20 protein-coding genes are annotated in these 21,896 nt (G+C 58.6%); 2 read left to right on the forward strand and 18 right to left on the reverse strand.

Going from position 1 to position 21,896, the window contains the following annotated elements; translation table 11 throughout:
* Nucleotides 1–88 precede the first annotated feature (88 nt).
* From HMPREF2927_RS08260 to HMPREF2927_RS08270, 3 genes are all read right to left on the reverse strand, one after another.
* Nucleotides 89–1,756, reverse strand: a complete 1,668-nt coding sequence (locus HMPREF2927_RS08260) for a transporter (protein WP_070687077.1) — start codon at nucleotides 1,754–1,756, stop codon at nucleotides 89–91.
* Nucleotides 1,732–2,700 (reverse strand): ABC transporter ATP-binding protein, encoded by a 969-nt coding sequence (locus HMPREF2927_RS08265; protein ID WP_070687079.1) that lies wholly within the window; start codon nucleotides 2,698–2,700, stop codon nucleotides 1,732–1,734. Before HMPREF2927_RS08265 ends, HMPREF2927_RS08260 begins: the two co-directional genes overlap by 25 nt.
* 311 nt (nucleotides 2,701–3,011) lie before the next feature.
* Nucleotides 3,012–4,010: a tetratricopeptide repeat protein gene (locus HMPREF2927_RS08270; protein WP_070687081.1), complete on the reverse strand. Its 999-nt coding sequence runs from the start codon at nucleotides 4,008–4,010 to the stop codon at nucleotides 3,012–3,014.
* A 294-nt stretch (nucleotides 4,011–4,304) separates the two neighbouring features.
* Here HMPREF2927_RS08270 and HMPREF2927_RS08275 point away from each other — a divergent pair, with 294 nt between their 5' ends.
* Nucleotides 4,305–5,591 (forward strand): AI-2E family transporter, encoded by a 1,287-nt coding sequence (locus tag HMPREF2927_RS08275; RefSeq protein ID WP_012903752.1) that lies wholly within the window; start codon nucleotides 4,305–4,307, stop codon nucleotides 5,589–5,591.
* A gap of 171 nt (nucleotides 5,592–5,762) precedes the next feature.
* On the opposite strand, the gene HMPREF2927_RS08280 is transcribed toward HMPREF2927_RS08275, so the two are convergent.
* Complete coding sequence (locus HMPREF2927_RS08280; protein ID WP_070687083.1) at nucleotides 5,763–6,581, reverse strand: alpha/beta hydrolase; 819 nt, start codon at nucleotides 6,579–6,581, stop codon at nucleotides 5,763–5,765.
* Between the two features lie 86 nt (nucleotides 6,582–6,667).
* Nucleotides 6,668–6,994, reverse strand: coding sequence for an ATP/GTP-binding protein (locus HMPREF2927_RS08950; protein ID WP_081094630.1), 327 nt, complete (start codon nucleotides 6,992–6,994; stop codon nucleotides 6,668–6,670).
* 247 nt (nucleotides 6,995–7,241) lie between these two features.
* Between HMPREF2927_RS08950 and nucS the strand changes: the two genes are divergently transcribed.
* On the forward strand, nucleotides 7,242–7,955 hold the full coding sequence (gene nucS / locus HMPREF2927_RS08285) for an endonuclease NucS (protein WP_005506450.1): 714 nt from the start codon (nucleotides 7,242–7,244) through the stop codon (nucleotides 7,953–7,955).
* Between the two features lie 261 nt (nucleotides 7,956–8,216).
* On the opposite strand, the gene HMPREF2927_RS08290 is transcribed toward nucS, so the two are convergent.
* From HMPREF2927_RS08290 to HMPREF2927_RS08350, 13 genes are all read right to left on the reverse strand, one after another.
* Nucleotides 8,217–8,474: a F0F1 ATP synthase subunit delta/epsilon gene (locus tag HMPREF2927_RS08290; protein ID WP_049340652.1), complete on the reverse strand. Its 258-nt coding sequence runs from the start codon at nucleotides 8,472–8,474 to the stop codon at nucleotides 8,217–8,219.
* A 2-nt stretch (nucleotides 8,475–8,476) separates the two neighbouring features.
* The gene (gene atpD, locus HMPREF2927_RS08295) at nucleotides 8,477–9,940 is read right to left on the reverse strand and encodes a F0F1 ATP synthase subunit beta (protein ID WP_005507810.1); all 1,464 of its coding nucleotides are present in this window, start codon (nucleotides 9,938–9,940) and stop codon (nucleotides 8,477–8,479) included.
* Between the two features lie 56 nt (nucleotides 9,941–9,996).
* Nucleotides 9,997–10,938 (reverse strand): F0F1 ATP synthase subunit gamma, encoded by a 942-nt coding sequence (locus HMPREF2927_RS08300; protein WP_070687085.1) that lies wholly within the window; start codon nucleotides 10,936–10,938, stop codon nucleotides 9,997–9,999.
* A gap of 75 nt (nucleotides 10,939–11,013) precedes the next feature.
* The gene (gene atpA / locus HMPREF2927_RS08305; RefSeq protein ID WP_070687087.1) at nucleotides 11,014–12,639 is read right to left on the reverse strand and encodes a F0F1 ATP synthase subunit alpha; all 1,626 of its coding nucleotides are present in this window, start codon (nucleotides 12,637–12,639) and stop codon (nucleotides 11,014–11,016) included.
* 187 nt (nucleotides 12,640–12,826) lie between these two features.
* A complete protein-coding gene (locus HMPREF2927_RS08310) occupies nucleotides 12,827–13,639 on the reverse strand; it encodes a F0F1 ATP synthase subunit delta (protein ID WP_070687089.1) in 813 nt (270 codons plus the stop codon).
* Nucleotides 13,639–14,196, reverse strand: coding sequence for a F0F1 ATP synthase subunit B (locus HMPREF2927_RS08315; RefSeq protein WP_005506460.1), 558 nt, complete (start codon nucleotides 14,194–14,196; stop codon nucleotides 13,639–13,641). Before HMPREF2927_RS08315 ends, HMPREF2927_RS08310 begins: the two co-directional genes overlap by 1 nt.
* Before the next feature lie 51 nt (nucleotides 14,197–14,247).
* A complete protein-coding gene (gene atpE / locus HMPREF2927_RS08320) occupies nucleotides 14,248–14,451 on the reverse strand; it encodes an ATP synthase F0 subunit C (protein WP_005506461.1) in 204 nt (67 codons plus the stop codon).
* Between the two features lie 143 nt (nucleotides 14,452–14,594).
* On the reverse strand, nucleotides 14,595–15,386 hold the full coding sequence (atpB, locus tag HMPREF2927_RS08325) for a F0F1 ATP synthase subunit A (protein ID WP_070687091.1): 792 nt from the start codon (nucleotides 15,384–15,386) through the stop codon (nucleotides 14,595–14,597).
* A gap of 111 nt (nucleotides 15,387–15,497) precedes the next feature.
* Nucleotides 15,498–15,758 (reverse strand): hypothetical protein, encoded by a 261-nt coding sequence (locus HMPREF2927_RS08330; protein ID WP_012903763.1) that lies wholly within the window; start codon nucleotides 15,756–15,758, stop codon nucleotides 15,498–15,500.
* A gap of 28 nt (nucleotides 15,759–15,786) precedes the next feature.
* Complete coding sequence (locus tag HMPREF2927_RS08335) at nucleotides 15,787–16,353, reverse strand: hypothetical protein (protein ID WP_005506466.1); 567 nt, start codon at nucleotides 16,351–16,353, stop codon at nucleotides 15,787–15,789.
* Complete coding sequence (locus HMPREF2927_RS08340) at nucleotides 16,353–17,639, reverse strand: MraY family glycosyltransferase (protein WP_070687093.1); 1,287 nt, start codon at nucleotides 17,637–17,639, stop codon at nucleotides 16,353–16,355. The genes HMPREF2927_RS08335 and HMPREF2927_RS08340 overlap by 1 nt, the downstream gene beginning before the upstream one ends.
* 255 nt (nucleotides 17,640–17,894) lie before the next feature.
* The gene (locus HMPREF2927_RS08345) at nucleotides 17,895–19,853 is read right to left on the reverse strand and encodes a polysaccharide biosynthesis protein (protein WP_070687095.1); all 1,959 of its coding nucleotides are present in this window, start codon (nucleotides 19,851–19,853) and stop codon (nucleotides 17,895–17,897) included.
* A complete protein-coding gene (locus HMPREF2927_RS08350; protein WP_070687097.1) occupies nucleotides 19,853–21,820 on the reverse strand; it encodes a glycosyltransferase family 2 protein in 1,968 nt (655 codons plus the stop codon). Before HMPREF2927_RS08350 ends, HMPREF2927_RS08345 begins: the two co-directional genes overlap by 1 nt.
* Nucleotides 21,821–21,896: the final 76 nt, after the last annotated feature.

A 21,896-nucleotide genomic window follows, 5' to 3' on the forward strand; every position in this document is an offset into this window, starting at 1 on the left:
AAGGGGTTCCGCACCAGGCTTAGTACCTAACACGGAACCCTTCTCTTTTATTCCTGATGTGCTGGAGCTTCAACTCTTGTTAGTTCGCCTAGAAGCGTGCCACACACTCCAGCATCTTGGAGCTGACCTTGTCGTAGCGGTGACCGCCCCACGCCACGCCGCCCACGAGCAGCGCGGCACCAATCAGCAGCTGAATCAAGCCACCATAGACGAGGGTCAGCACATCCTGCGTGCCATAAATGTACACGACAACAGAGATACCGCCGGGCAGGGCACTGAGCATCGCCAAAAGCACGGTGAGCATCAGCATCAACTGCTTAGCGAAGCCGTCAGTGTTCTTCGGGTTCTTGAACGGGTTAGCCCCGGGAGGCGCCACGGGCGGACTAATGAAGGTATCCAGTACGCATCCAATACCTGCAGCCGCAGCGAACACGCCCAGCTGGTGCATCAGCACGATGGGGAAAAGTTCCAGGTGTCCGTTTGCTACGCAGGCGACGAACACCATCACCACCACGACAGGAACCGTCAAGATGCTGTACCCCCAGAGACGACCAATACGGTCGTCAATACCGCGTAGCGGGGAGAGCACGTGCAGGCTGAATGCGGTGTTGTCGTAGGAGACGAGGTAGCACATGTAGTAGCCGGTGAAGATGGTGCAGAAGTACATCCAGAATCCGAAAAGCTGCGTGACGCCGCTATTGATAATCTGGTTGGCTTCAGCCGCGTTGACGCCGTTAAAACTGGCCCGACTTTCGAAGGAGCCTACAGAGCTCAGGAACAGGGGCATAGCCACCGTCAGTATCAGGTAAAGCATGGCGGTGCTTGCGGTCAGCAGCTGCAGACGGTTGTCTTTCAGGATTGAGTGCAGGATTCGTGCCGCTACGGCACCGCGAGGAGTTGCGGGGAAGCGAGCGAACAAGCCCAGGTCACCTGCGGCGACTTCAGCTGCGCTCGCGTGGTGGGCCCCACCACCCACATTCGCCATGGAGCGTGCGAGGTTCTTACCCCACAGCCACCAGCCGCCAACCAGGTAGACGAGGGTCAGCACCAGGCAGCCAAGGGCGGCACCCATATTGCCGGTCGCCATAAAGTAGGGCACGGCGAACGCGGACCCGAAGGGGGTCACGCCCAGCCACGGCAGGTAGGGTAGCATCTCTTCCCAATGCTCGGTCAGGTAAATCATCGTTCCACCGAAGATGAAGCCTGCGCTCATCATCAGTAGCGCGGCAACGATCATCAGGGTGTTGGCGATGCGCGGGTTATCGTTCAGCACCATGCCCAGGCGGTTGGCGAGACGTGCCCACACCATGAGGTTCGCAAGGCCGAGCACGCAGCAGATGAGGTACACGACCAGCGCGAGCGGCTGCGATATAAACGCGATAGCGCCAAGCAGCACGGCAATGATGCTGGCGATGCCGGGGATACCCACGAACCCGCCGAGGAACTGACCCTTCTGCAGGGTGGAGGGCTTGATGGGGAAGAGCACGAATCGGCTCTCATCCAGGGTGCCGTCCAGTCCGCTGAAGAAGATAGGGACGATAGCCCAGGCGAGCGCCACAACGGTGCCCACAAGGAGGGTTCCGAGCTGACCGTATTCGGGGACCTTCGAGTTAGCAATCACGTATGCGGAGCCGAGGCCGAAGAGCATACCGCCCGCATAAAGCGCCGCAAAAATTAGGCCGATGAGCGCCCAGATGCTGCGGCGGAAGGAGGCGAGCACATACTGCCACTTTAGTGAGACGAGGTGCCCAACCATGACAATCCTTCCGAGGAGGTGCGGCCGCCGACCAGCTGCACGAATCGTTCTTCAAGGCTCATGCCGGCGCGTACTTCGTCGACGGTTCCGGCGGCGAGAATACGGCCGGAGTCCATGACGGCTACGTGGTCGCACAGGCGCTGGACAAGGTCCATCACGTGCGAGGAGATAATGACAGTTCCGCCGGAGGCAACGAAGCCACGCAGAATGTCCTGAATATTAGCGGCGGAAACCGGGTCGACCGCCTCAAAGGGCTCGTCCAGGATCAGCACGGAGGGCGCGTGAACGAGAGCGGCGGCGAGCGCAATCTTCTTGGTCATACCGGCGGAGTAGTCGGCAACGGCACGACCCGCAGCGTCGGTCAGATCCATTGCGGCGAGCAGGTCTTTGACGCGGGATGCGACGGTTTCCTTATCGATTCCGTGCAGGTAGCCGGAGTAGGTGATGAGCTGCTCGCCGGTGAGCTTGTCGAAGAGGTGCACGCCGTCGGGTAGCACACCCAGATGTGCTTTGGCCTTGAGGGGGTCGGTCCACATGTCGATGCCTCGCACGTATGCGGTACCTTCGCTGGGCATGAGCATGCCGGTGACCATGGAAATGGTGGTGGTTTTACCGGCACCGTTGCGGCCGACCAGCCCGTAGAAGGATCCGGAGGGGATATCCAGGTTAATGCGGTCGACGGCGACCTTCTGACCGAATGCCTTAGTGAGGCCGCGGATTTCGATGGCGGGGCGAGCGCCAGCGGTCGGTGCGGCCTGCGGGGTGACGGGTAGCTGCGGTGCTACCGATGCGGGAACTACAGCTTCCGGCGATGCCGATTCGGGGACTCTAGCTTGAGGTACTGCCGCGGCGGGAGTTGCCTCTACTGCGGTCTCTAGTACCGGGTTCTGCGGTGAACCTGGTTCTTGCGGGTTCGGGTCCTGGGGAAAGTGACTAGTGTTCATATTTTCACCCTATCACTCCCCGTTGAGGTCTAACAGGTTTGGCGATAAAACCTGCATTATTACGTACTCACAACGCATATTATGGACATTTCGGGGTGCTATAGATGCCATCCAACCGCGCTATCAGACAGGTTGAGTCGTCTGCTCTCCCCCGCCTCAAAACCACTTCAAACCCGCGAACGCAGAACGGGCTACCGTCTACCCCACAGCCGAGTGTAGGGGCGACGATAGCCCGTCCGTATTCAAAGTTCCAGATTCAACGTTTCAGTCGGTTAGAACGGCTCATGACGTTTCCCGGGTGACAGCTATTTTTAGAACAGCGCCATGGTCAGCGCCGCACGCGCCTTGACGGTGCGCGGGTCAGATGCACCCACCACGTCGAAGAGCTGCACGAGACGCTCGCGCACACGCGCCTTATCGTCGGGACCTATCGCGCTGAACAGGCGCAGCAGACGGTTGTACGCGTCCTCCACATGGCCACCGACCAGGTCCAGGTCGGCTACGTTGAATGCCGCCTCAATGTTCATGGGGTCTGCCGCGGCCGCCGCGCGTTCGGTTGCCATGTCCAGATCCTTCACGCGGGCGAGCAGTTCAACCTGTTCCAGGCCGAACTTCGCTTCCTTATCACCGGGGTTCTCGGCAATTGCCTTGCGGTATGCGGCGCGGGCGCCCTCCAGGTCGCCGCGGTCGAGGGCGGCGACAGCTTCTGCGTGCAGGGGCGGCAGGGGCTTTTCATCTTCGGGAACGACCGGGTCGAAGCCGCCGGGCAGCTGGTACTGTGCCGCGAGTTGCAGAACCTGGGAGAGCACATCGCCGAGGTCTTCTGCGCTGACCGGGCCGGTGTAAATCGGTGCCGGGCGGCCCGCCAGAACGGCAACGCCCGCGGGCACGCCGCTCACGCCGAATGCCTGGGCAGCTTCGGGGAGCTTGGTGACGTCCACGGCAGCGCAAATCATGCTACCTGCGGCGGAATCAACAAGCTTCTGCACGCCTTCGAGCATCTGCAGGGAGGAGGGCGAGTGCGGCGCGTAGAGCGCAAAAATTACGGCACCCTGGCTGGAGAGCTGAACGAACTTCTGGAACTCTTCGGGGGTGTTGACCTCGTAGCGCCAGGTGGGAGCGGAGGGGGTCTGCTCGCCGCCCTGTTCGCCAGCAGACTGTGCCGCGTTGGGGTTTAGTTCCATGGCGTTGCGTACGGAGGCGGGAATCTCCTGCGCTGCCCCGTTCTGCGCTGCACCACCCTGCGCGACATGACCCTGTGCCGCGTTCTGGGATGCGCCGCGGTCTGCCGGATCAAAAATAATGCTCATCCTGGGCTCCTTTACGTTCTGTACCTATTGTTGCGTGCGGGCTAAATCCTTCACGCGTTCCTTCCTCTATTATCCCCACAACGCACCGTTGCGAGCGCCCGTTCTCTGTCGCCTACGCTCTGAGCTCATGCCGGGGATAGCGTTTGGGCTATTGCCCGATCCGTCCCGCAAATATCTCTCCCACATGCACTCCCCTGTCCTTGGGATTCACCGTGGACGCCGTAACAAAGTAAACCAGCCGGTAGAATGGCACAGTAGAGAAAAAATACCCGGAATGATTCGGAAAGGAAGAGCATGAGCGAGAAGAAAGCCTCAGAAGCTCCCGCAGAGACGACATCGTCCCCCGAGACGCGCAAGAAGGAATCCCTCACCGATCAGCTAACGGAGACCTTCAGCGAGCTGACCGAAAGCATTAGCCAGGTGCGTTCCAACCGCCGCCGCGCTTCTATGCCTCCTACGGATACCATTCCGGTGGTTCCCGCCGCTTCTGAGGATGCGCCTCCCGCACCGAAGGTGGTCGGCAACGGCAAGGCATCCATGATGCACAACCCGGTCGCTTTTGGTTTCCTCATGACCGTGGGCGTGGGTCTGGCGCTCTTCGCCTACTACATTTTCAACAATGTGGGTGCCCTGGTGGGTTGGGTGACCGGTGCTATTTTCATTGCTCTGGGTCTAGACCCGATTGTGCGCCGCCTGGAGTCTTGGGGCATTAAGCGCGGTATCGGCGTGATTGCTGTGCTTGCTGGTTTTGCTGGCGCTGTGACCGGTCTGGTCATGACCATTGGCCCAATTATTAGCGAGCAGGCATCTAAGTTTGTGCAGTACGCGCCGGGTATCTATCAGAACACAATTGATTCTGATTGGTACCACGAGCTTGATCAGCGTTTTAACATCAGCACCTGGGTGAATGAGAACGTCCCTAAGTTCTTGGAGTCAACGTTCTCCTCTTCACAGGTCAATAGCTTCATGTCGAGCTTGGTTTCTGCTGGGTCTACTTTGGCGCAGAGCGTGACCGGCGTGATTATTGTGCTGTTCCTGTCTCTATACTTCCTCACCTCGATGGACACCATCAAGGCGTGGGGTGTGCGCCTGGCGCCGGCGTCCAAGCGTGTGCGCGTCAAGTACATTACCGACAAGATTACCGAGTCGGTGGGTAACTACGTGATGGGTCAGGCTCTGGTTGCTGTGCTGAACGCGTTTGTGGCGTTCTTGATTATGGCTTTTTTGGGCTTTAGCTTCCCGCAGTTGATGGCTTTGGTCGTCATGATTCTGGCGTTCATTCCGCTGGTTGGTGGCGTGATTGCGCTGATTTTGACCTCGCTGATTCTGCTGACTCAGGGTTGGAGTCTGGCGCTGTGGTTTGCGGTGGCGTACTTCCTGTACTTGCAGGTGGAGGCGTACCTGATTTCTCCGCGTATTATGGCTCGCGCTGTTTCGGTTCCTGCCGGTGTTGCGATTATTTCTGTGGCTGCCGGTGGCGCGCTCTGGGGCGTGCTGGGCGCGCTGATTGCTATTCCGGTGGCGGCTTCCATGCTGATTCTGGTGCGTGAGGTGTTCATTCCTCGCCAGGATCAGCTGTAGTCACCGCCCAACTGTAGTCACCTCCAGCTGTAAACAGCTCTAGGTTTCTCTACGCGCTCGCTACTCTTCCCCCGGGGTACGCATCGCGTATAGATACGAAGGCGGCGGCTTTGGATGTTCTGTCCAAAGCCGCCGCCTTGTTATTTTTATGCCGTGTTTTTATGCCGAACCTTAAAGCTCAGTGATTTCTTCTGCCACCGGGCCGCTGTATTCGGTAGGCAGTTCGGTGGGTGCACCGGTTACGATGCTGACCACGGTGTTGAGGACCTGCTGCACGGACTTCTCGCCCACCCACAGGTGCTTGCACCCCTCAAAGGGAATCACCCGAGTGCGCGGTACAGCCGCGAAACGCTCACGCGCCGCCGGAGGCTGCAGGTAGTCGTCATGCTCGGGCACCAGCGCGTACAACGGGTTCGAGATCTTGTTCCACTCGTCCAGCTCAGCCGGGTGCACGCGGTGCAGCGGCGGGGAGAGCAGAATAGCGCCGGTGAACTCGTTCGCGTATTCGGGCGCGTACTTGAGCACCAGCTCGGTACCGAAGGACCAGCCGACCAGCCAGGGGTTCGGCAGGGCGCGCTCGCGTACGAACATCAGGATTGCGTCGAAGTCCTTCTTCTCGGCAAAGCCGCCGTCAAAGACGCCTTCGCTGGTGCCGCGAATCGAGGAGGTGCCGCGGGTGTTGAAACGCAGCACCGCAATGTTCGACAGTGCCGGCAGGCGGAAGGACGCCTTCTTGTACACGTGCGAGTCCATGTAGCCGCCGTGGGTGGGCAGCGGGTGGAAGGTCACCAGGGTTGCCTTGACCTCGCCTTCGGGCAGGGCGAGTTCACCGACGAGGCGCTTGCCGTCCGCAGTTGTGACGGTGAAGTTCTCGCGGCGTGCCGGAAGCACAGTACGTGCCTTAATGGGGGTGGGCTCAGCGGCGGTGCTGAAGACGTAGCGGGCGGGATCGAATTCCTGCTCGCGGGTGATATCGGCGGTGTTGCTCATTGCGCGTTCCTTCAAAAAATGGATTCGAGAATGTGGTTTTGGTCAAGAATGTAGTCTTAGGCTGCACCTCAAGTGCAGTGTTCAGCCTATTTGCGGCGGATGCGCCAGCAGTGCTGATGCCAGTGTCTGCGCTCGTCAATGGCGCGGCTACGGCCCATCGTGTGGCTTTCTTGCCACACCACCAGATGCGCTGTTCTGGGCGGAATCGGGCGGTAGCATTCGGGGCAGGTGTAGGTTTTTTGGGCGTTGACGGCGGGAATGTATTGCACCAGCCAGTCACCGTATCGGTCACGTTCCAATCGAGGTGCAGGATCGAGGATCCTGCTGATATCACGCCCTGCGGGTGCTTGACGGTGCCACTTATCGCTGGTGGTGCCGGATACTCGCCTACCGGGATGATTCTTACGTGCCATGAGCCCTATTCTACCGCGCCGCTCAGCTATCTCTACCTATCGGTCCTGCCACTGTTCGCTCTGCGCTCTTCCTCATACTGGCGTGGTACTCATGCTGAGGCGGTACTCCCCCGCTCTGTGCCGCGCCTCCCTCCTGTGCCGTACTTCCCTACTGTGCCCCCGTACCGCGACCTGTACCAAGCTCAGGTTCCCTAGCTCATACCCTCACCTGCTAGAGCCAAACACTCGTACCTGCTAGAGTGGACGGATGCGTATTGTCATTGCTGAATGCTCCGTAGATTATGAGGGCCGCCTCCGCGCCCACCTGCCCCGCGCTACCCGCCTGCTGATGGTCAAGAATGACGGCTCCGTCCTCATTCACTCCGACGGCGGTTCCTACAAGCCCCTGAACTGGATGAGCCCTCCCTGCTCCCTGCTGGTAGCTGAGCGTGAGGACGTTCCGCAGAGCATCCGTGAGGACCTAGAGTCCGATGTTCAGCAGCTGTGGACCGTTCAGGCAGCTAAGAGCGATGACCGCCTCATGATTCGCATCTACAAGATTGAGCACGAGCACGCCACCGACCTGGGTGTTGATCCCGGCCTCATCAAGGACGGTGTGGAGGCTGATCTGCAGCGTCTGCTCGCAGAGCAGATCCACACTCTCGGTGAGGGCTATTCGCTGGTGCGCCGCGAGTACCCGACCGCTATCGGTCCGGTAGACATCATGGCGAAGGATGCGCACGGCGTCTCCGTGGCGGTTGAGCTCAAGCGTGTGGGCGATATTGACGGTGTGGAGCAGCTGACCCGTTACCTGGAGTTGCTCAACCGTGACCCGCTGCTGGCACCGGTGCGCGGCGTATTTGCGGCACAGACGATTAAGCCGCAGGCACGTACCCTGGCTGAGGACCGCGGTATCCGCTGCGTGAGCCTGGACTACGATGCGATGCGCGGCGTGGACGACTCCGCTGACCGTCTGTTCTAGCTGACCGTCTGTTCTAAACGGCTCTAGGCTAAGCAGCTGCACATAGCTTGAGGGGCGCCTCCCGACCATGGGAGGCGCCCCTTTTCAGCCCATCATCTTTCTGCCCGCGCTCTTTCGGCGCACGCGTTCTTTCTGTGCACACTCTCGTTCTGCGTAAACAATCTACCCCCGGATACACCAATCGCCGGTGCCCCTCCCCTTTCAGGGTGGAACACCGGCGAGGTGTACACAGTGGCTAATTCCCGCTGAGGGGAACCAGCTTTAGATCTGTGCGTGCTTTGCAACGATGGTCACGTGATCGTTCGAGACGGTCAAGAAACCTGCGTTGAGGATGGTCTTAATGGGCTCACCATCAACGGGTTCAATGAGCAGCTCGCCGTCCTGTGCCAGCAGCGTGCAGGTGGGGATCATGCCCGGCAGGATGCCGAGGTCACCGCTGACGGAGCGTGCACGAACGTACTTCGCTTCGCCAGTCCACACGACGCGTTCGCGGGAAACAACTTCAACTTTCAGAGCCATGATTACTTAGCTCCAGTCTGTGCCTTGATTTCCTCGTAGCGGCGCATAACGTCGTCCATACCACCAATGTTGTAGAACGCCTGCTCGGGGATGTGGTCGACATCGCCGTTGCAGATCATCTGGAAGGACTCGATGGTGTCCTTCAGCGGAACGGTCGAACCCTCGACACCGGTGAACTGCTTTGCAGTGTAGGTGTTCTGGGAGAGGAACTGCTCGATACGACGTGCACGTGCCACGACGATCTTCTGCTCCTCGGAGAGCTCGTCCACACCCAGAATCGCGATGATGTCCTGCAGTTCCTTGTTTTCCTGCAGAATAGCCTTCACACGAATTGCGGTGTCGTAGTGCTCCTGACCGATGTACTGTGCGTCCAGAATTCGGGAGGTGGAGGACAGCGGGTCAATTGCCGGGTACAGACCGCGCGATGCGATTTCACGAGAGAGCTCGGTGGTCGCATCCAGGTGCGCGAAGGTGGTTGCCGGCGCCGGGTCGGTGTAGTCATCCGCAGGCACGTAAATTGCCTGCATGGAGGTGATGGAGTGACCGCGGGTGGAGGTAATACGCTCCTGCAGCAGACCCATTTCGTCCGCCAGGTTCGGCTGGTAACCCACTGCGGAGGGCATGCGGCCCAGCAGGGTGGAAACCTCAGAACCTGCCTGAGTGAAACGGAAGATGTTGTCGATGAACAGCAGCACGTCCTGGTTCTGAACATCGCGGAAGTACTCCGCCATGGTCAGACCGGTCAGTGCCACGCGCAGACGGGTTCCCGGGGGCTCATCCATCTGGCCGAACACAAGAGCGGTGTCCTTCAGAACGCCTGCTTCTTCCATTTCGACCCACAGGTCGTTACCCTCACGGGTACGCTCGCCAACACCGGTGAACACGGAGGTACCACCGAAGTTACGAGCCACACGGGTAATCATTTCCTGGATCAGCACGGTCTTACCCACGCCTGCACCACCGAACAGACCGATCTTACCGCCCTTGATGTAGGGGGTCAGAAGGTCGATGGACTTAATACCGGTCTCCAGCATTTCGGTGGAGCCTTCCAGCTCTGCGAAGCCGGGAGCGGCACGGTGGATCGGCCAGTAGGTGTCAGCCTTGATCTCGGAGTTCGGCACGTCGAGTGCGTCACCGAGAACGTTGAAAATGTGGCCCTTCACGCCGTCACCAACGGGGACGGAGATCGGTGCGCCGGTGTCGACTACAGCCTGACCGCGGACCAGGCCGTCAGTCTGCTGCAGGGAGATAGCGCGAACGATCGAGTCGCCCAGGTGCTGTGCGGTCTCGAAGGTGATGGTGCGGGTGCGACCGTCGAGGGTCAGCTCGGTGGTCAGAGCGTTGTAAATCTCGGGGACCTGACCGGCGGGGAACTCGACGTCGACCACGGGGCCGATGACGCGGGCAATACGACCCGTTGCGCCCTGAGTCGGTGCGGAGACCGATTCGTTGTAGGTGGCAGTCATATTTCTCACTTACTTAGAAAGTTTGGACAGTTGATGGCTTCGTTGGCGTACAAGTACTAGGAGCCGAGGGCGTCTGCGCCGCCCACGATTTCGGAGAGCTCCTGAGTAATTTCCGCCTGACGTGCGTTATTCATCAAACGGGTGTACTTGGTAATCAGCGTCTCAGCGTTGTCACCTGCGGTCTTCATTGCGCGCTGGCGGGATGCCAGCTCACTTGCTGCTGCCTGCAGGAGGCAGGAGAAGATACGTGATGCAATGTAGCGCGGCAACAGCGCGTTGAGCACTTCCTCAGCGGAGGGCTCGAACTCGAAGGATGCCGCCTGCTCGTACTCAGCCTTGGTCAGTTCCTCATCGGGAACGATTTCCTCGCCCATAGCCTTTGCGTCACCCACGTGGATGGGCAGCAGGCGCAGGATCTTGGGTTCCTGAACAACCATCGACTTGAACTCGGTGTATACGATGTGCAGTTCGTCCACGCCGCCCTCTTCGAAGGGCAGGTCGTAGGCTTCGAGTAGCGCGTCACGAATTTCGACGGCAGTTTCAACACGAGGTGCATCGGTGTGCCCCTCCCACGCACGGGCGTAGGGGCGCTCACGGAACTCGAAGTAAGCCTTTGCCTTACGACCAACCAGGTACAGCTGTACCTCCTGGCCGTTAGAGCGCAGCCTCTCAATCAGAGATTCGGTACGACGCAGGATAGCGGAGGAGTACGAACCTGCCAGGCCACGGTCACTGGTAACAACCAGGATTGCGGAGCGGCGATGTTCGTAGGCTCCGGACTCGTTCGGCTTGTGAATCAGCGGGTGCTTAATACCGTGCTGAGTCGCAACCGCAGTCACCACGCGGGTCAGAGCGTTCGCGTAAGGTCCGGCTGCCTGAGCAGCGTTACGAGCCTTGTTAATGCGGGAGGTCGCGATCATCTCCATCGCCTTGAAGATCTTCTTCATAGACGACGTCGAAGCAATCTTCTGTCGGTAAACCCTAATCTGGGCTCCCATAGAGCTTCCTTTCTCCTTGCTTTCTGCCCCGCCCCAGCCTCATAGCTGAGGCGGGGAGAAGGCGAGGACTAATCGCTAACCGATGGTTTCCTGAGTGATGTCGCTATCGCGAGCTGCCTTGTGCTCCTCGTGACCTGCGTCGACGAGGTGGCTGCTGCCCTCAGACTTGAAACCCTGCTTGAAGTCAGCAACTGCGGACTTCAGAGCTGCAACGGTGTCATCCTCAAGCTTGCCGGAGGAAGCGATATCGGTCAGTACCGAGGTCTTGTGACGCAGGTACTCGATGAATCCTGCCTCGAAGCGCAGCACGTCGGAAATCTCGATGTCGTCGAGGTGACCGGAGGTACCAGCCCAAATGGAGACAACCTGCTCTTCAACTGCGTACGGGGTGTACTGCGGCTGACGCAGCAGCTCGGTCAGGCGAGAACCGCGGGTCAACTGTGCCTTGGTAGCATCGTCCAGGTCGGATGCGAACATTGCGAACGCTTCCATCGAACGGTACTGTGCCAGCTCCAGCTTCAGGGTACCGGAGACCTTCTTCATAGCCTTGGTCTGTGCGGCACCACCAACACGGGAGACGGAGATACCGACGTCGACTGCCGGACGCTGGTTAGCGTTGAACAGGTCGGACTGCAGGAAGATCTGGCCGTCAGTAATGGAAATGACGTTGGTCGGAATGAAGGCGGAAACGTCGTTTGCCTTGGTCTCAATGATCGGGAAGCCGGTCATCGAGCCTGCGCCCAGCTCGTCAGAGAGCTTAGCGCAACGCTCCAGCAGGCGGGAGTGCAGGTAGAAGACGTCACCGGGGTATGCTTCACGTCCCGGCGGGCGGCGCAGCAGCAGGGACACAGCGCGGTATGCTTCTGCCTGCTTCGACAGGTCGTCGAAGATGATGAGGACGTGCTTGCCACCGTACATCCAGTGCTGGCCGATAGCCGAACCGGTGTAGGGTGCCAGGTACTTGAAGCCTGCTGCGTCGGATGCGGGAGCTGCCACGATGGTGGTGTACTCCAACGCGCCGCGAGTCTCAAGGGTGTGGCGGACAGCTGCAATGGTGGATGCCTTCTGGCCAACAGCCACGTAGATGCATCGAACCTGCTTGTCCGGGTCACCGGAAGCCCAGTTGTCCTTCTGGTTCAGAATGGTGTCGATCGCGATAGCGGTCTTACCGGTCTGGCGGTCACCAATGATCAGCTGACGCTGACCGCGACCGATCGGAATCATCGAGTCGATTGCCTTCAGACCGGTCTGCAGCGGCTCGTGAACCGACTTACGCTGGGTCACGCCGGGAGCCTGCAGCTCCAGTGCGCGGCGACCTTCGGACTCAATGGGGCCCAGGTCATCGATTGGGTTACCGAGGGGGTCAACAACGCGACCGAGGTACGCGTCACCAACGGGCACCGAGAGGACCTCACCGGTGCGGTGTACGACCTGGCCCTCTTCAATACCGGTGAAGTCACCCAGGACGATTACACCAATATTGCGGGTATCCAGGTTCTGTGCGAGGCCGAGGGTGCCGTCTTCGAAACGAAGCAGCTCATTCGCCATAACCGAGGGAAGGCCCTCGACACGAGCGATACCGTCGGAGGCCGATACAACTCGACCCACCTCAACACGTTCTGCATTGCCGGGTTCGTAAGACGCTGCAAACTCGTTCAGCGCATTACGGACATCTTCGGCATTGATGGTCAGTTCGGCCATCTTGTGTCCCTGCTCTCTCATTGTGGTTGCGTTCCGTCAACGGAACCAACCGAAACTTGCAATTCGGGTTGAACGGGCGGGCAATGCCGCCGCTTCTGCGAAGGAGGCATCAGCCACGCACCCGCTACCCGAGGTATCTTCTAAATCACCGTTGCGACGAACGGTTCAGCGTCGCTAGCTTGAGCCGCTAGCCGATGGAACGAGTCAGGTCGGACATGCGGGTCTCGACGGTACCGTCGATCACCTCGTCGCCCACCTGAACACGCAGACCGCCCAGAACGGCGGGGTCCACCGAAACGTCGAGCTTCAGCTCACGGCCGTACACGGCGTTGAGCGCGCGACCGAGACGTTCAAGCTGTGCCTGCGACAGCGCAATCGCGCTAGCTACTCGCGCAATGTAACGGTTCTGTCGCGTGACGATGATTTCTGCGAACTCATCGGCTACCCGTGCAGCGTGACGGCCGCGGGGATTGGAGCCAACTCGTTCGAGCAGAAGCACACCTTCGGCGGTGGTGGCGGGGCCACCGAGCGCCACGGCGAGCTTCTTCTTTGCTTCTTTGCTTGCCTGATGGTCGGACAGCGCTTCCTGCGCCTGAGCGTTGGAATCAACGGTACGCACAAAGGTGAGTAGTTCGTTGAGCACCTCGTCCAGGGCATCCACGCCACCGCGAGACTGAGCCGATGCGGTCACGGCGAGCACTGCTGCACGCTCCAGGGCGTTCGCCAGATCAGCATCATCAGACCAGCGCTGAGCCACCGCATTGGTGAGCACAGCCATAGCCTGCGAAGAGATCTTGCCGCCGAAGACGGTGTTAGCGATACCCTGACGTACTGCTGCATCACGCGAAGAATCGGTGACAGCACGGCGCAGGGCGCCGTTGTGGTCGAGAACATCAACCACAGCGAAAAGCTCGCTCGCCAGGTTCAGGGGCTGCAGGGAAGCGTGAGCTTCCAGCACCTCTTCCACCTTGCTCAGTGATTCAGTAGATACTCCTGCCATTACCGAGCCGCACCTGCGTTCTGCTTCTCGGTTTCAAGGTCAGCAAGAAAACGATCTACCACACGGGCCGATCGCTCATCATCGTTGAGGGCTTCGCCCACAATCTTGCCGGCAAGGGTCGTAGCAAGAGTGCCAACCTCGGAACGGAGGGACACTGCTGCTGCCGCACGCTCTGCCTCGATAGCCTTTGCTGCATTATCGCTAATGCGCTGAGCCTCAGCGGTTGCACGCTCGCGAGCATCGGCAATGATTGCCTCGCCCTCTGCGCGTGCCTCTTCACGAATCTTCTGAGCCTCCAGTCGAGCGCTTTCGAGCTGCTGGGTGTACTCATCGCGAGCCGCTGCAGCCTCTGCCTGTGCCTTCTCGGCCTTGGCAAGGCCACCTTCGATTGCTTCCTTACGGTCCTGGTAGATCTTCTCGAACGCCGGGACAACGTACTTAGCAACGATGTAGTAGAGGATCAGGAATCCGATGAGGGTAATGACAATTTCCCCGACGTCGGGAATCAGGGGGTTCGAAGTTGCCTCCGCTCCCCCGTCGCTTGCCAGATAAATCATGGAGGGAATCCTGTTCTATGGGATGGGTCGTTTAGGATGTGGCAGAGCCGGTTACTTGATGAAGACGAGAACCAGGCCCAGAATTGCCAGTGCCTCGACCAGTGCGAAGCCCAGGAACAGCATGGGCTGCAGGGTCTTCTGGGACTCGGGCTGACGAGCAACGCTGGTCATGTATGCCGCGAAGATCAGACCCACGCCGATGCCGCCGCCAATAGCTGCCAGACCGTAGCCAACCGCAGTGATGGAACCAACCATTATTTTTCCTTTCAACAGTGTTCGACCGGGAACATACCCGGACCGAACAGAGTTTGATTTGAGTTAATAGCCCGCACAGTGAACGTGTGGGTTGCTTTATTCACGCCCAATGACGAACGCGAAAACCTAAAAAACTAGAGAGTTTAGTGTCCCTCGGAAACCGAGCCCTGCAGGTACACAGCCAGCAGCAGAGCGAACACATAAGCCTGGATGCACTGAATCATGAATTCCAGGAAGTACAGGAACATGCCCAGAGCACCGGGAGCAACAGCAGCCAGGTAGCCGATGCCGCCCAGAGTCTCAACCATGTAGGTCACCATGCTGGATGCAACCATCAGCGCCAGGTGACCACCGAACATGGTCGCGAAGAGACGCAGTGCGTGAGTTGCGGGACGAATCAGCAGGTTCGAGAAGAACTCGATCGGGATCAGGATGGGGTAGATCCACACCGGCAGACCCGAAGGCATGGTGATGTCCTTGAAGAAGCCGCCCAAGCCCTTGCGCTTGATACCAACACCAACCCAGGTCAGGTACGCTACGCCAGCCAGCGCGTAGGCGCTACCGGGGTGCGAGAAGGTGGGCAACTGAACAAACGGAATCGAACCGTAGAGGTTGTTCACCAGAACGAAGAAGAAGGAGGCGAACAGAATCGGCACGAACGGCTTGTAGTGCTGTACGCCCAGGGTTTCCTTACCGAGGGAGTTACGAGCAAACATGTAGCCGGACTCAGCGATGAACTGAGTCTTGCCGGGAACCATGGCGCGCTTACGTGCTGCGGTGAGGAAGAAGACCGCGATAATCACCACGGACAGCAGAATCAGTACGTTCTGCTTACCGAAAGCGAAATCACCAATGGTGAAGAAGGGGGGCAGATGCATGTCTTCGGGGGTCGGCGGCACATAGGCTTCCGCGAGGATCAACCCGTTCTCGATCAAAGCAAGTCCTTTCTTGCTACTAGTGGCTTCAAGAGCCCATGTCTGCCTATAAACGACTGACATGCTAACTACATGGATGAATGTGTGACCTAGCGGTCCGCGTTCAATGACCTAGCGGTCTTTATTCTGCCTGGTCATATGGGTAAAGACGAGGGTCAAACCTCCGATAGCGCCAATCAAGACACCAACCCACACCAGCCAGGTGGTGGAGAAGACCAGGTCACCGAGGTAACCGATGCCGCCCCACACTGCTATACCGATGATCAGATAGAGAATCGACATGACTGCACCGGAGAGCCCTCCGTCAGACACCAATTCTCCGGTGGTGCGGAGCTTTTTATCTCCGTCCCACCACTTCTTCTCTTCGGCCAAACGTTTTTCCTTTCAAACACCAATCGTGTTACCGACCATGGTCTTCCGAGTCGGTGTCGAAGTACAAAATTCTCAGTCGTGCGATGCTGACTGTTTCAATAACAATCCACAGAATCACGCCGGTACATGCGCCTGCGAGAGTCCAACCGTGCCTCAAGTTCTCGGGGAACGGCACAAACATCAATACCAGACCGAGCAGAGCAATCTTCACGAGGTAGCTCACCACCAGCGATTTGGGTACACCCCAGTCGAAAATGGGAGCAACCAACATAACTAATACGCCCAGAGTGAAGCATATATAGATTATCAGAAAGCCCAATGTTATTCCTAGCGCGCCCACGGGGCCCGCAAACAGGTACGCACTCATCATACCGCCCAACCAAGCCAGCAGAGAGTAAGCCGATACCCTGTAGAACAAAAATTTCCAGGAAAGCTCTTGACTCTCGAAAGAAGAGGCCTTTAAACCTGCTTGAGCACGCTCTCGGCGGCGTTTCTGCTGCTTCTTGCGCTCCGCCGGCGGATACCACAGAACGTCCACCACGCGCCTCCAGAGAGGCTCTGCGGGAGCCTGAGATTTAGGCTGCTCAGAAGCCATTAGTGTTTCTCCCCACGATTCTGATTAGACTGAGTCGAATTAGGCTGCGGCGAAGAAGAGGAAGCAGAAGAAGGACGACCCGCACGATCCTTCACGGAATCCGGCATGATCGGCTCCGGATGCAACGAGGTCGGCTCCACGTTCTCGGGAGTCGCTGGAACGCCAGTTGCCGAGGTCAAAGAGCCGGTAGCAGGCTCCGAAATAGTCTTCTTCTCCTTAGGTGCAGAAGCAAAGCGCTTCGACAGGTCAATCGTGGAGGTAGGTGCCTCGCCGCCAAAGAGCTGCGGCATGCGCAGGTACACGGCGAGCACGGCAAGAGCCACCAGCACCACGCCAACAGCCGCCAGCACGGCACCCGAAGCAAACAAATCAGAGGCAAACGCCAACAGCACCCACACCAGAATGGTCGTACCGGTCACCACGGCGGTCGAGCCAAGGTGGCTGAAACCAACGTCCGTCAGACGCTGATAGGTGTGCGTGCGGTGAGGCTTATACCACTGCTCCCCCGCCATGAAACGACGGAACAGAGTAATACCAGCATCCGCAAGGTAGGTCACCAGCGGAGCAAAAGCCAACAGGAACGGAACATCCGCAAACCACGCACCCACAGCCAACGTGCCCAGCGCCGCACCCAAAACATAAGAACCCGCATCGCCCAAAAACACGTTCTTACCTGGGCGCACATTCCACGGCAGGAACGCCGCAAAAGCACCGGCAACAGCCACACCAGCCAAAGCCAGCCACGGCAGGTTCACCATCCAACCGGTCAGCGCATACGCCAAACCAGCCACCAGACCGTGAGCACCAGAAATACCGTTAATGCCGTCCATAAAATTCGCCACGTTAATGTAGCCGGCAATAAAAATCGCGCCAAGAATCAGTACCAGAACGTTCGTGCCCTGCACCGTCGCGAAGCTCACGCTCACCAGTACGCCAATCACCAGCTGCAGGCCCGCACGACGCACAATGCTCACGCCGCGAATATCCTCAAGCCAGCCCAGGGCAAGAGCACACAGAATCGCCGCGGCAATCGTCACCGCCAGCTGCAACGACTCAGCAGAACGGTACGTCCAGCCGAACAGGGTAGCCGCCACAAACGCTACAAAGGTCGCGGCCGCAGTCGCCAAGCCCATACCGCGGTAGGTCGGAGCAGTATGCGAAGAACGCTCATTAGGAACATCCACCATGTTGTAGCGGTGCAAAATCGGGCGCACCGCAAACGGCAAAAGGACACCCAAAACAAAAGCAAGAGCAAAAATACTCAACAGCTCAGAAAAGGAGGTCATACCAGCTCCAAGGCATTGGCGCCGCTCCCCTGGACGCAAGCTCCAGAATCGCGGCTGAGGGACGATGTGTGCGTATAGTGTGTGTTTACTTCGTATTCTATAGAACTCTTCAGTAGCCCGGGACTAAACATTACAGATTCTCTCCATACGTTCTGCATATTCTGCGTCCTGAAATGTTCTACACCCGAGAAAGAGAAAACACCGGATACCGCACCCGCCACGCAAGTGCAGCATCCGGTGTCATTTCCGTAAAGATTAGAACGTCTGCGCATCCGCCAAAGTACGCGGATCAGGGGCACGCTCCAGGCCATGACGCTCATAGCCGCTGTGCTCCCGATAGTTCTGAATCCACCGCTCATAATCGAGCTCATCAGGGTCAAGTGCCGGGGCACTCGACCGGGAAATATACCGGTTCTCCTCGCTCGGCACCAGCTTCTCGGTACCGCCGAAGAGAGTCTCATCCAGCTTCTCACCCTTGCGAAGACCAATCTCCTTGATCTCCACGTCATACCGCTCATACGCCTGGCGCATCGCCTTCGCAACGTCCAGGATCTTGACCGGCTGACCCATATCCAGCACCATGACCTCGCCCGGGCGACCAATCGCACCGGCAAGCATCACCAGCAGGCAGGCATCGGTAATCAGCATGAAGTAACGGGTCGCACGCTTATCCGTCAGAGTAATCGGACCACCCGAAAGAATCTGCTTCGTAAAGAGCGGCTTAATCGAACCGCGTGAACCAAACACGTTACCGAAACGAACCGACACGTAGGTATTGCCGGTTTTCTCGCCAAAGTACGCGGTCAGACGCTCCGCCACGCGCTTGGACTGACCCAGCGCAGTCTTCGGGTCCGCAGCCTTATCGGTCGAAACGTTTACGAAGGTCTTCACACCCACCGCCTCCGCGGCACGCAGCACGTTCAGAGTACCCAAGGAGTTCGTCTTCCACGCCTCCTTCGGGTACGCCTCCAGCGCCGACACATGCTTCAAAGCCGCAGCGTGGAACACCACCTCGGGGCGACGGTCACGGAAAATCTCCAGCAGATTATCGCCCTCACGGATATCAGCCAGAATAATGCGGTCATCATCCAGGCTCGACTCGTGAGTAATCGAAACCTTCGTCTCCATCAGCAGAGTCTCATCATGATCAAGCATCATGAGGGTCTCCGGCTCAAATTCGCTAATCTGACGGCACAGCTCAGAACCAATCGAACCGCCCGCACCGGTGACCAGCACACGCTTACCGTGCAGGTACGAACGCAGAATATCGCGGTCAATATCGTAGTTAATCTCACCACGAATCACGCGCATCAGGTCGTTATCGCTCGCGGTAATCAGACGCTCACCCATCAGTCGAGCATTCGCACTACTAATACGCTGAACCTCAACCTTAAGCTTACGCATGCGGTTGCAGAAGGACTCGAAGTAATCCTCCGACATATCCGAAATCGTCACCAGAATCTTACGGGTACCCGACTCACGAATCACCTGCTCCAGCTCACGGTAAGTCGTAATCACCGAAATGCCGTGGAACTTCGTACCAGCCTTCAGCTGGTCATCATCGAAGACAGCAACCGGGCGAAGCTTCGCCTCCTCATCGTGCAGCATCGAATCCATGACCATGCCACCGATAAAGCCGGCACCGTACACAATCACCGGCTCGCCGGTCAGCTCACGCACCGCACCGCGCTCAGTGTACACACGCTTCGCCATGCGAGCGCCCGCCATCATGATGAGGCTAAATGCCGCCGCGATTGCAGGCACACTATGCGGAATATGCGGCAGACCCAGCAGCTCATCCACAAAGGAGAAAGCAGTCAACACCGCACCCGCACTCAAAGCAGCCGCGCCGGCACGCCAGGACTCGTCAAACGAACCGTACGAATACACGCCGTTATAAATCTTCACACCCGCCAGACCAATGACCAGGTGCAACACCACAGCCAACGTAGCGGTCATCGTCAACGACGCCGGGTGAATAATATCGAACACCGAGCCGTTACTGAGCAACACACTATAGCGGAGCATGTACGCGAACAAAACCGACAGAACCCAGGCACTCGAATCAATCAGCGCCTGCGCAATCAGCCACCACGGCTTACGCTCATACAGGCGGTTCACCAGCATCGTGCCAGAGTCACCCTCCGTCACCATCGTGCCACGCTGAGCAGCCTTCTGCATCACCACATGAGCGTGAGGTTTCAACTGAGCCACTACATGCCTCCTTCAGATGCGGTACCAGAAGAACGAGAAGAAGCACGAGCCGTCAAAGACGACAACGCACGAAACGCTGAACGGCGCGCCTGCTCAGGAACAAAACGGTACACACTCCGCACCGCCATATTCTGAGCCCACTGAAGCTTAGAAATACCGTGACCGGTGTACAGTCGACGCTGAATCGCCACATCCTGCAACCAGGCGTCCAGTCCCCCGCGCTTCGTGTACGCGCCCGCACCCACGCGGTAACGCACCAGAGCCTCGGGGATATTGCCCAGACGGTATCCGGCATCGCGCAGACGCATCCACAGCCACCAATCCTCCGCGCCGGGCACGAACTCGTAACCGCCCAGCTGCTGCACGGCGCTCTTCACGAATGCCACGGACGGGTGATAAATCGGGTTGCGCGAATCCATCGCGCTGAGCAAACGAGCAGAATCAACAATCGCCTCGCGAGTCGACTCCACCGCAGTATTGCCCTCATTCACCTCAAGCATGGCAGAGCCCAGTACCGTGTAGCCGCCCTGCACCAGGGCAGGAATCAGACGCGCAAAACGAGTCGGCTCAGACAGATCATCAGAATCAGCACGAGCAACCACCTCATACGAACACGCCTGCAGACCGGCGTTTAGCGCCTCCGCCAAACCAACATTCTGAGCCAGCTCAACCACCTGAATCGGCGGGCATTCCAGATTCTCGGCGCGCTGAACCCAGCGGTCCACCACGGCATCCAGCTCGGGGGTCAGCGGGCCATCCTTCACCAAAACCAGCTCAGAAGGACGCACAGTCTGGTTCAGCAGATTCGACTCCAACGCCTGATCCAAGTAGGCGGGGTTCTCCTTCACATACACGCTCATCAGCACCGAGAAATCGGGTGCGGAGCTCACGCAACCGCGCGCCTTCTCAGAATCAGCGCGGCTTTCAGCGGATGCCGGCACGCCGTAGCGGCCGGGGAAAGTCAGCGGGTAAATACCCTCAAGCACCTGAGCATTCGGGCGAGGCGCACGCAAACCATCACGCACACCATCGAGGAAATACCCCAGGTAGGTGCGGCGGTCATCAGTACGCAGAACAGTAGAAATCCACAGGCGCGCCGACGAGCCACCGTACAGCAGCTTCTCCAGCGGGTTCAGGGTACGCGAACGGGTAAAGACCCACAGCTTATTGCGCACATCGTTATAGAAACGCGGACCCGGGTCAGCGTTCGTCGTACCAAAAGTCTTCGTGTGGTGCTTAGCCACCGAGGAAGGCACCGCAATGCCGTCACGGTGATGAATCAGACGAGTCGAAAACTCGAAGTCATCATTCCAAATGAAGAACTCAGCAATCGGCAAACCACCATTACGGCGAATAGCCTGCGCATCCATCAGAATCGACACGAATGAGGCGCTACGAATCGGACGGGCACCCACCCCCTGCGCACGAGCATGACGCTGCTGACCCGCCGCAAACATCGTGCGCGGAGTGTTCATCGGGTGGTCCTCACCATTCGTCCACACCACACGAGACGCCACCACCGCGGGGCGCTGCGAAGGCACCGGCGAATAGTTCAGCCAGGCGGCAACCGCCTCCGACAGGGTGTTCTCGGTCGGCTCGGTGTCATCATCCATAACCCACACCAAATCCGGGTTATGGCGTTCCAGGGCGCGATCAATACCCACCGCGAAACCGCCAGCACCGCCCATATTGCTCTCCAGGCGGACGCAATCCACCGGCAGCTCATAGTCCAGGGCACGCAAATACTCGGCAGTACCGTCCGTGGAGGCGTTATCGATAATCACCACCGCCGCAGGCACACGCTCACCAGAAGCGATACCAGCGAGGGTCTTCGGTAGCAGATCCTCACGGTTATAAGTCACCACCACGGCAACCGTGCGGGGATACTCGTTCAAAGAATCGCAAGAGGAAGACTGATCGGAAGAAGACTGGGCAAAAGCGGTCACGTCGCTGTACTTTTCTGCCATAGGTTCTCCCTCCGCGGCGCGATGCGCCTGAATCAGCCGGTACGCGATACACCCATACCGAGCTGGGCGCTTCTGG

The organism is Rothia sp. HMSC061E04 (assembly GCF_001813685.1).
Taxonomy (GTDB): Bacteria; Actinomycetota; Actinomycetes; order Actinomycetales; family Micrococcaceae; genus Rothia; species Rothia mucilaginosa.

Excerpts from the sequence above, each read along its gene's own strand:
- HMPREF2927_RS08260 (WP_070687077.1), bottom strand. The coding sequence starts at position 1,756 with ATGGTTGGGCACCTCGTCTCACTAAAGTGGCAGTATGTGCTCGCCTCC.
- HMPREF2927_RS08265 (WP_070687079.1), bottom strand. The coding sequence starts at position 2,700 with ATGAACACTAGTCACTTTCCCCAGGACCCGAACCCGCAAGAACCAGGT.
- HMPREF2927_RS08270 (WP_070687081.1), bottom strand. The coding sequence starts at position 4,010 with ATGAGCATTATTTTTGATCCGGCAGACCGCGGCGCATCCCAGAACGCG.
- HMPREF2927_RS08275 (WP_012903752.1), top strand. The coding sequence starts at position 4,305 with ATGAGCGAGAAGAAAGCCTCAGAAGCTCCCGCAGAGACGACATCGTCC.
- HMPREF2927_RS08280 (WP_070687083.1), bottom strand. The coding sequence starts at position 6,581 with ATGAGCAACACCGCCGATATCACCCGCGAGCAGGAATTCGATCCCGCC.
- HMPREF2927_RS08950 (WP_081094630.1), bottom strand. The coding sequence starts at position 6,994 with ATGGCACGTAAGAATCATCCCGGTAGGCGAGTATCCGGCACCACCAGC.
- nucS (WP_005506450.1), top strand. The coding sequence starts at position 7,242 with ATGCGTATTGTCATTGCTGAATGCTCCGTAGATTATGAGGGCCGCCTC.
- HMPREF2927_RS08290 (WP_049340652.1), bottom strand. The coding sequence starts at position 8,474 with ATGGCTCTGAAAGTTGAAGTTGTTTCCCGCGAACGCGTCGTGTGGACT.
- atpD (WP_005507810.1), bottom strand. The coding sequence starts at position 9,940 with ATGACTGCCACCTACAACGAATCGGTCTCCGCACCGACTCAGGGCGCA.
- HMPREF2927_RS08300 (WP_070687085.1), bottom strand. The coding sequence starts at position 10,938 with ATGGGAGCCCAGATTAGGGTTTACCGACAGAAGATTGCTTCGACGTCG.
- atpA (WP_070687087.1), bottom strand. The coding sequence starts at position 12,639 with ATGGCCGAACTGACCATCAATGCCGAAGATGTCCGTAATGCGCTGAAC.
- HMPREF2927_RS08310 (WP_070687089.1), bottom strand. The coding sequence starts at position 13,639 with ATGGCAGGAGTATCTACTGAATCACTGAGCAAGGTGGAAGAGGTGCTG.
- HMPREF2927_RS08315 (WP_005506460.1), bottom strand. The coding sequence starts at position 14,196 with ATGATTTATCTGGCAAGCGACGGGGGAGCGGAGGCAACTTCGAACCCC.
- atpE (WP_005506461.1), bottom strand. The coding sequence starts at position 14,451 with ATGGTTGGTTCCATCACTGCGGTTGGCTACGGTCTGGCAGCTATTGGC.
- HMPREF2927_RS08335 (WP_005506466.1), bottom strand. The coding sequence starts at position 16,353 with ATGGCTTCTGAGCAGCCTAAATCTCAGGCTCCCGCAGAGCCTCTCTGG.
- HMPREF2927_RS08340 (WP_070687093.1), bottom strand. The coding sequence starts at position 17,639 with ATGACCTCCTTTTCTGAGCTGTTGAGTATTTTTGCTCTTGCTTTTGTT.
- HMPREF2927_RS08350 (WP_070687097.1), bottom strand. The coding sequence starts at position 21,820 with ATGGCAGAAAAGTACAGCGACGTGACCGCTTTTGCCCAGTCTTCTTCC.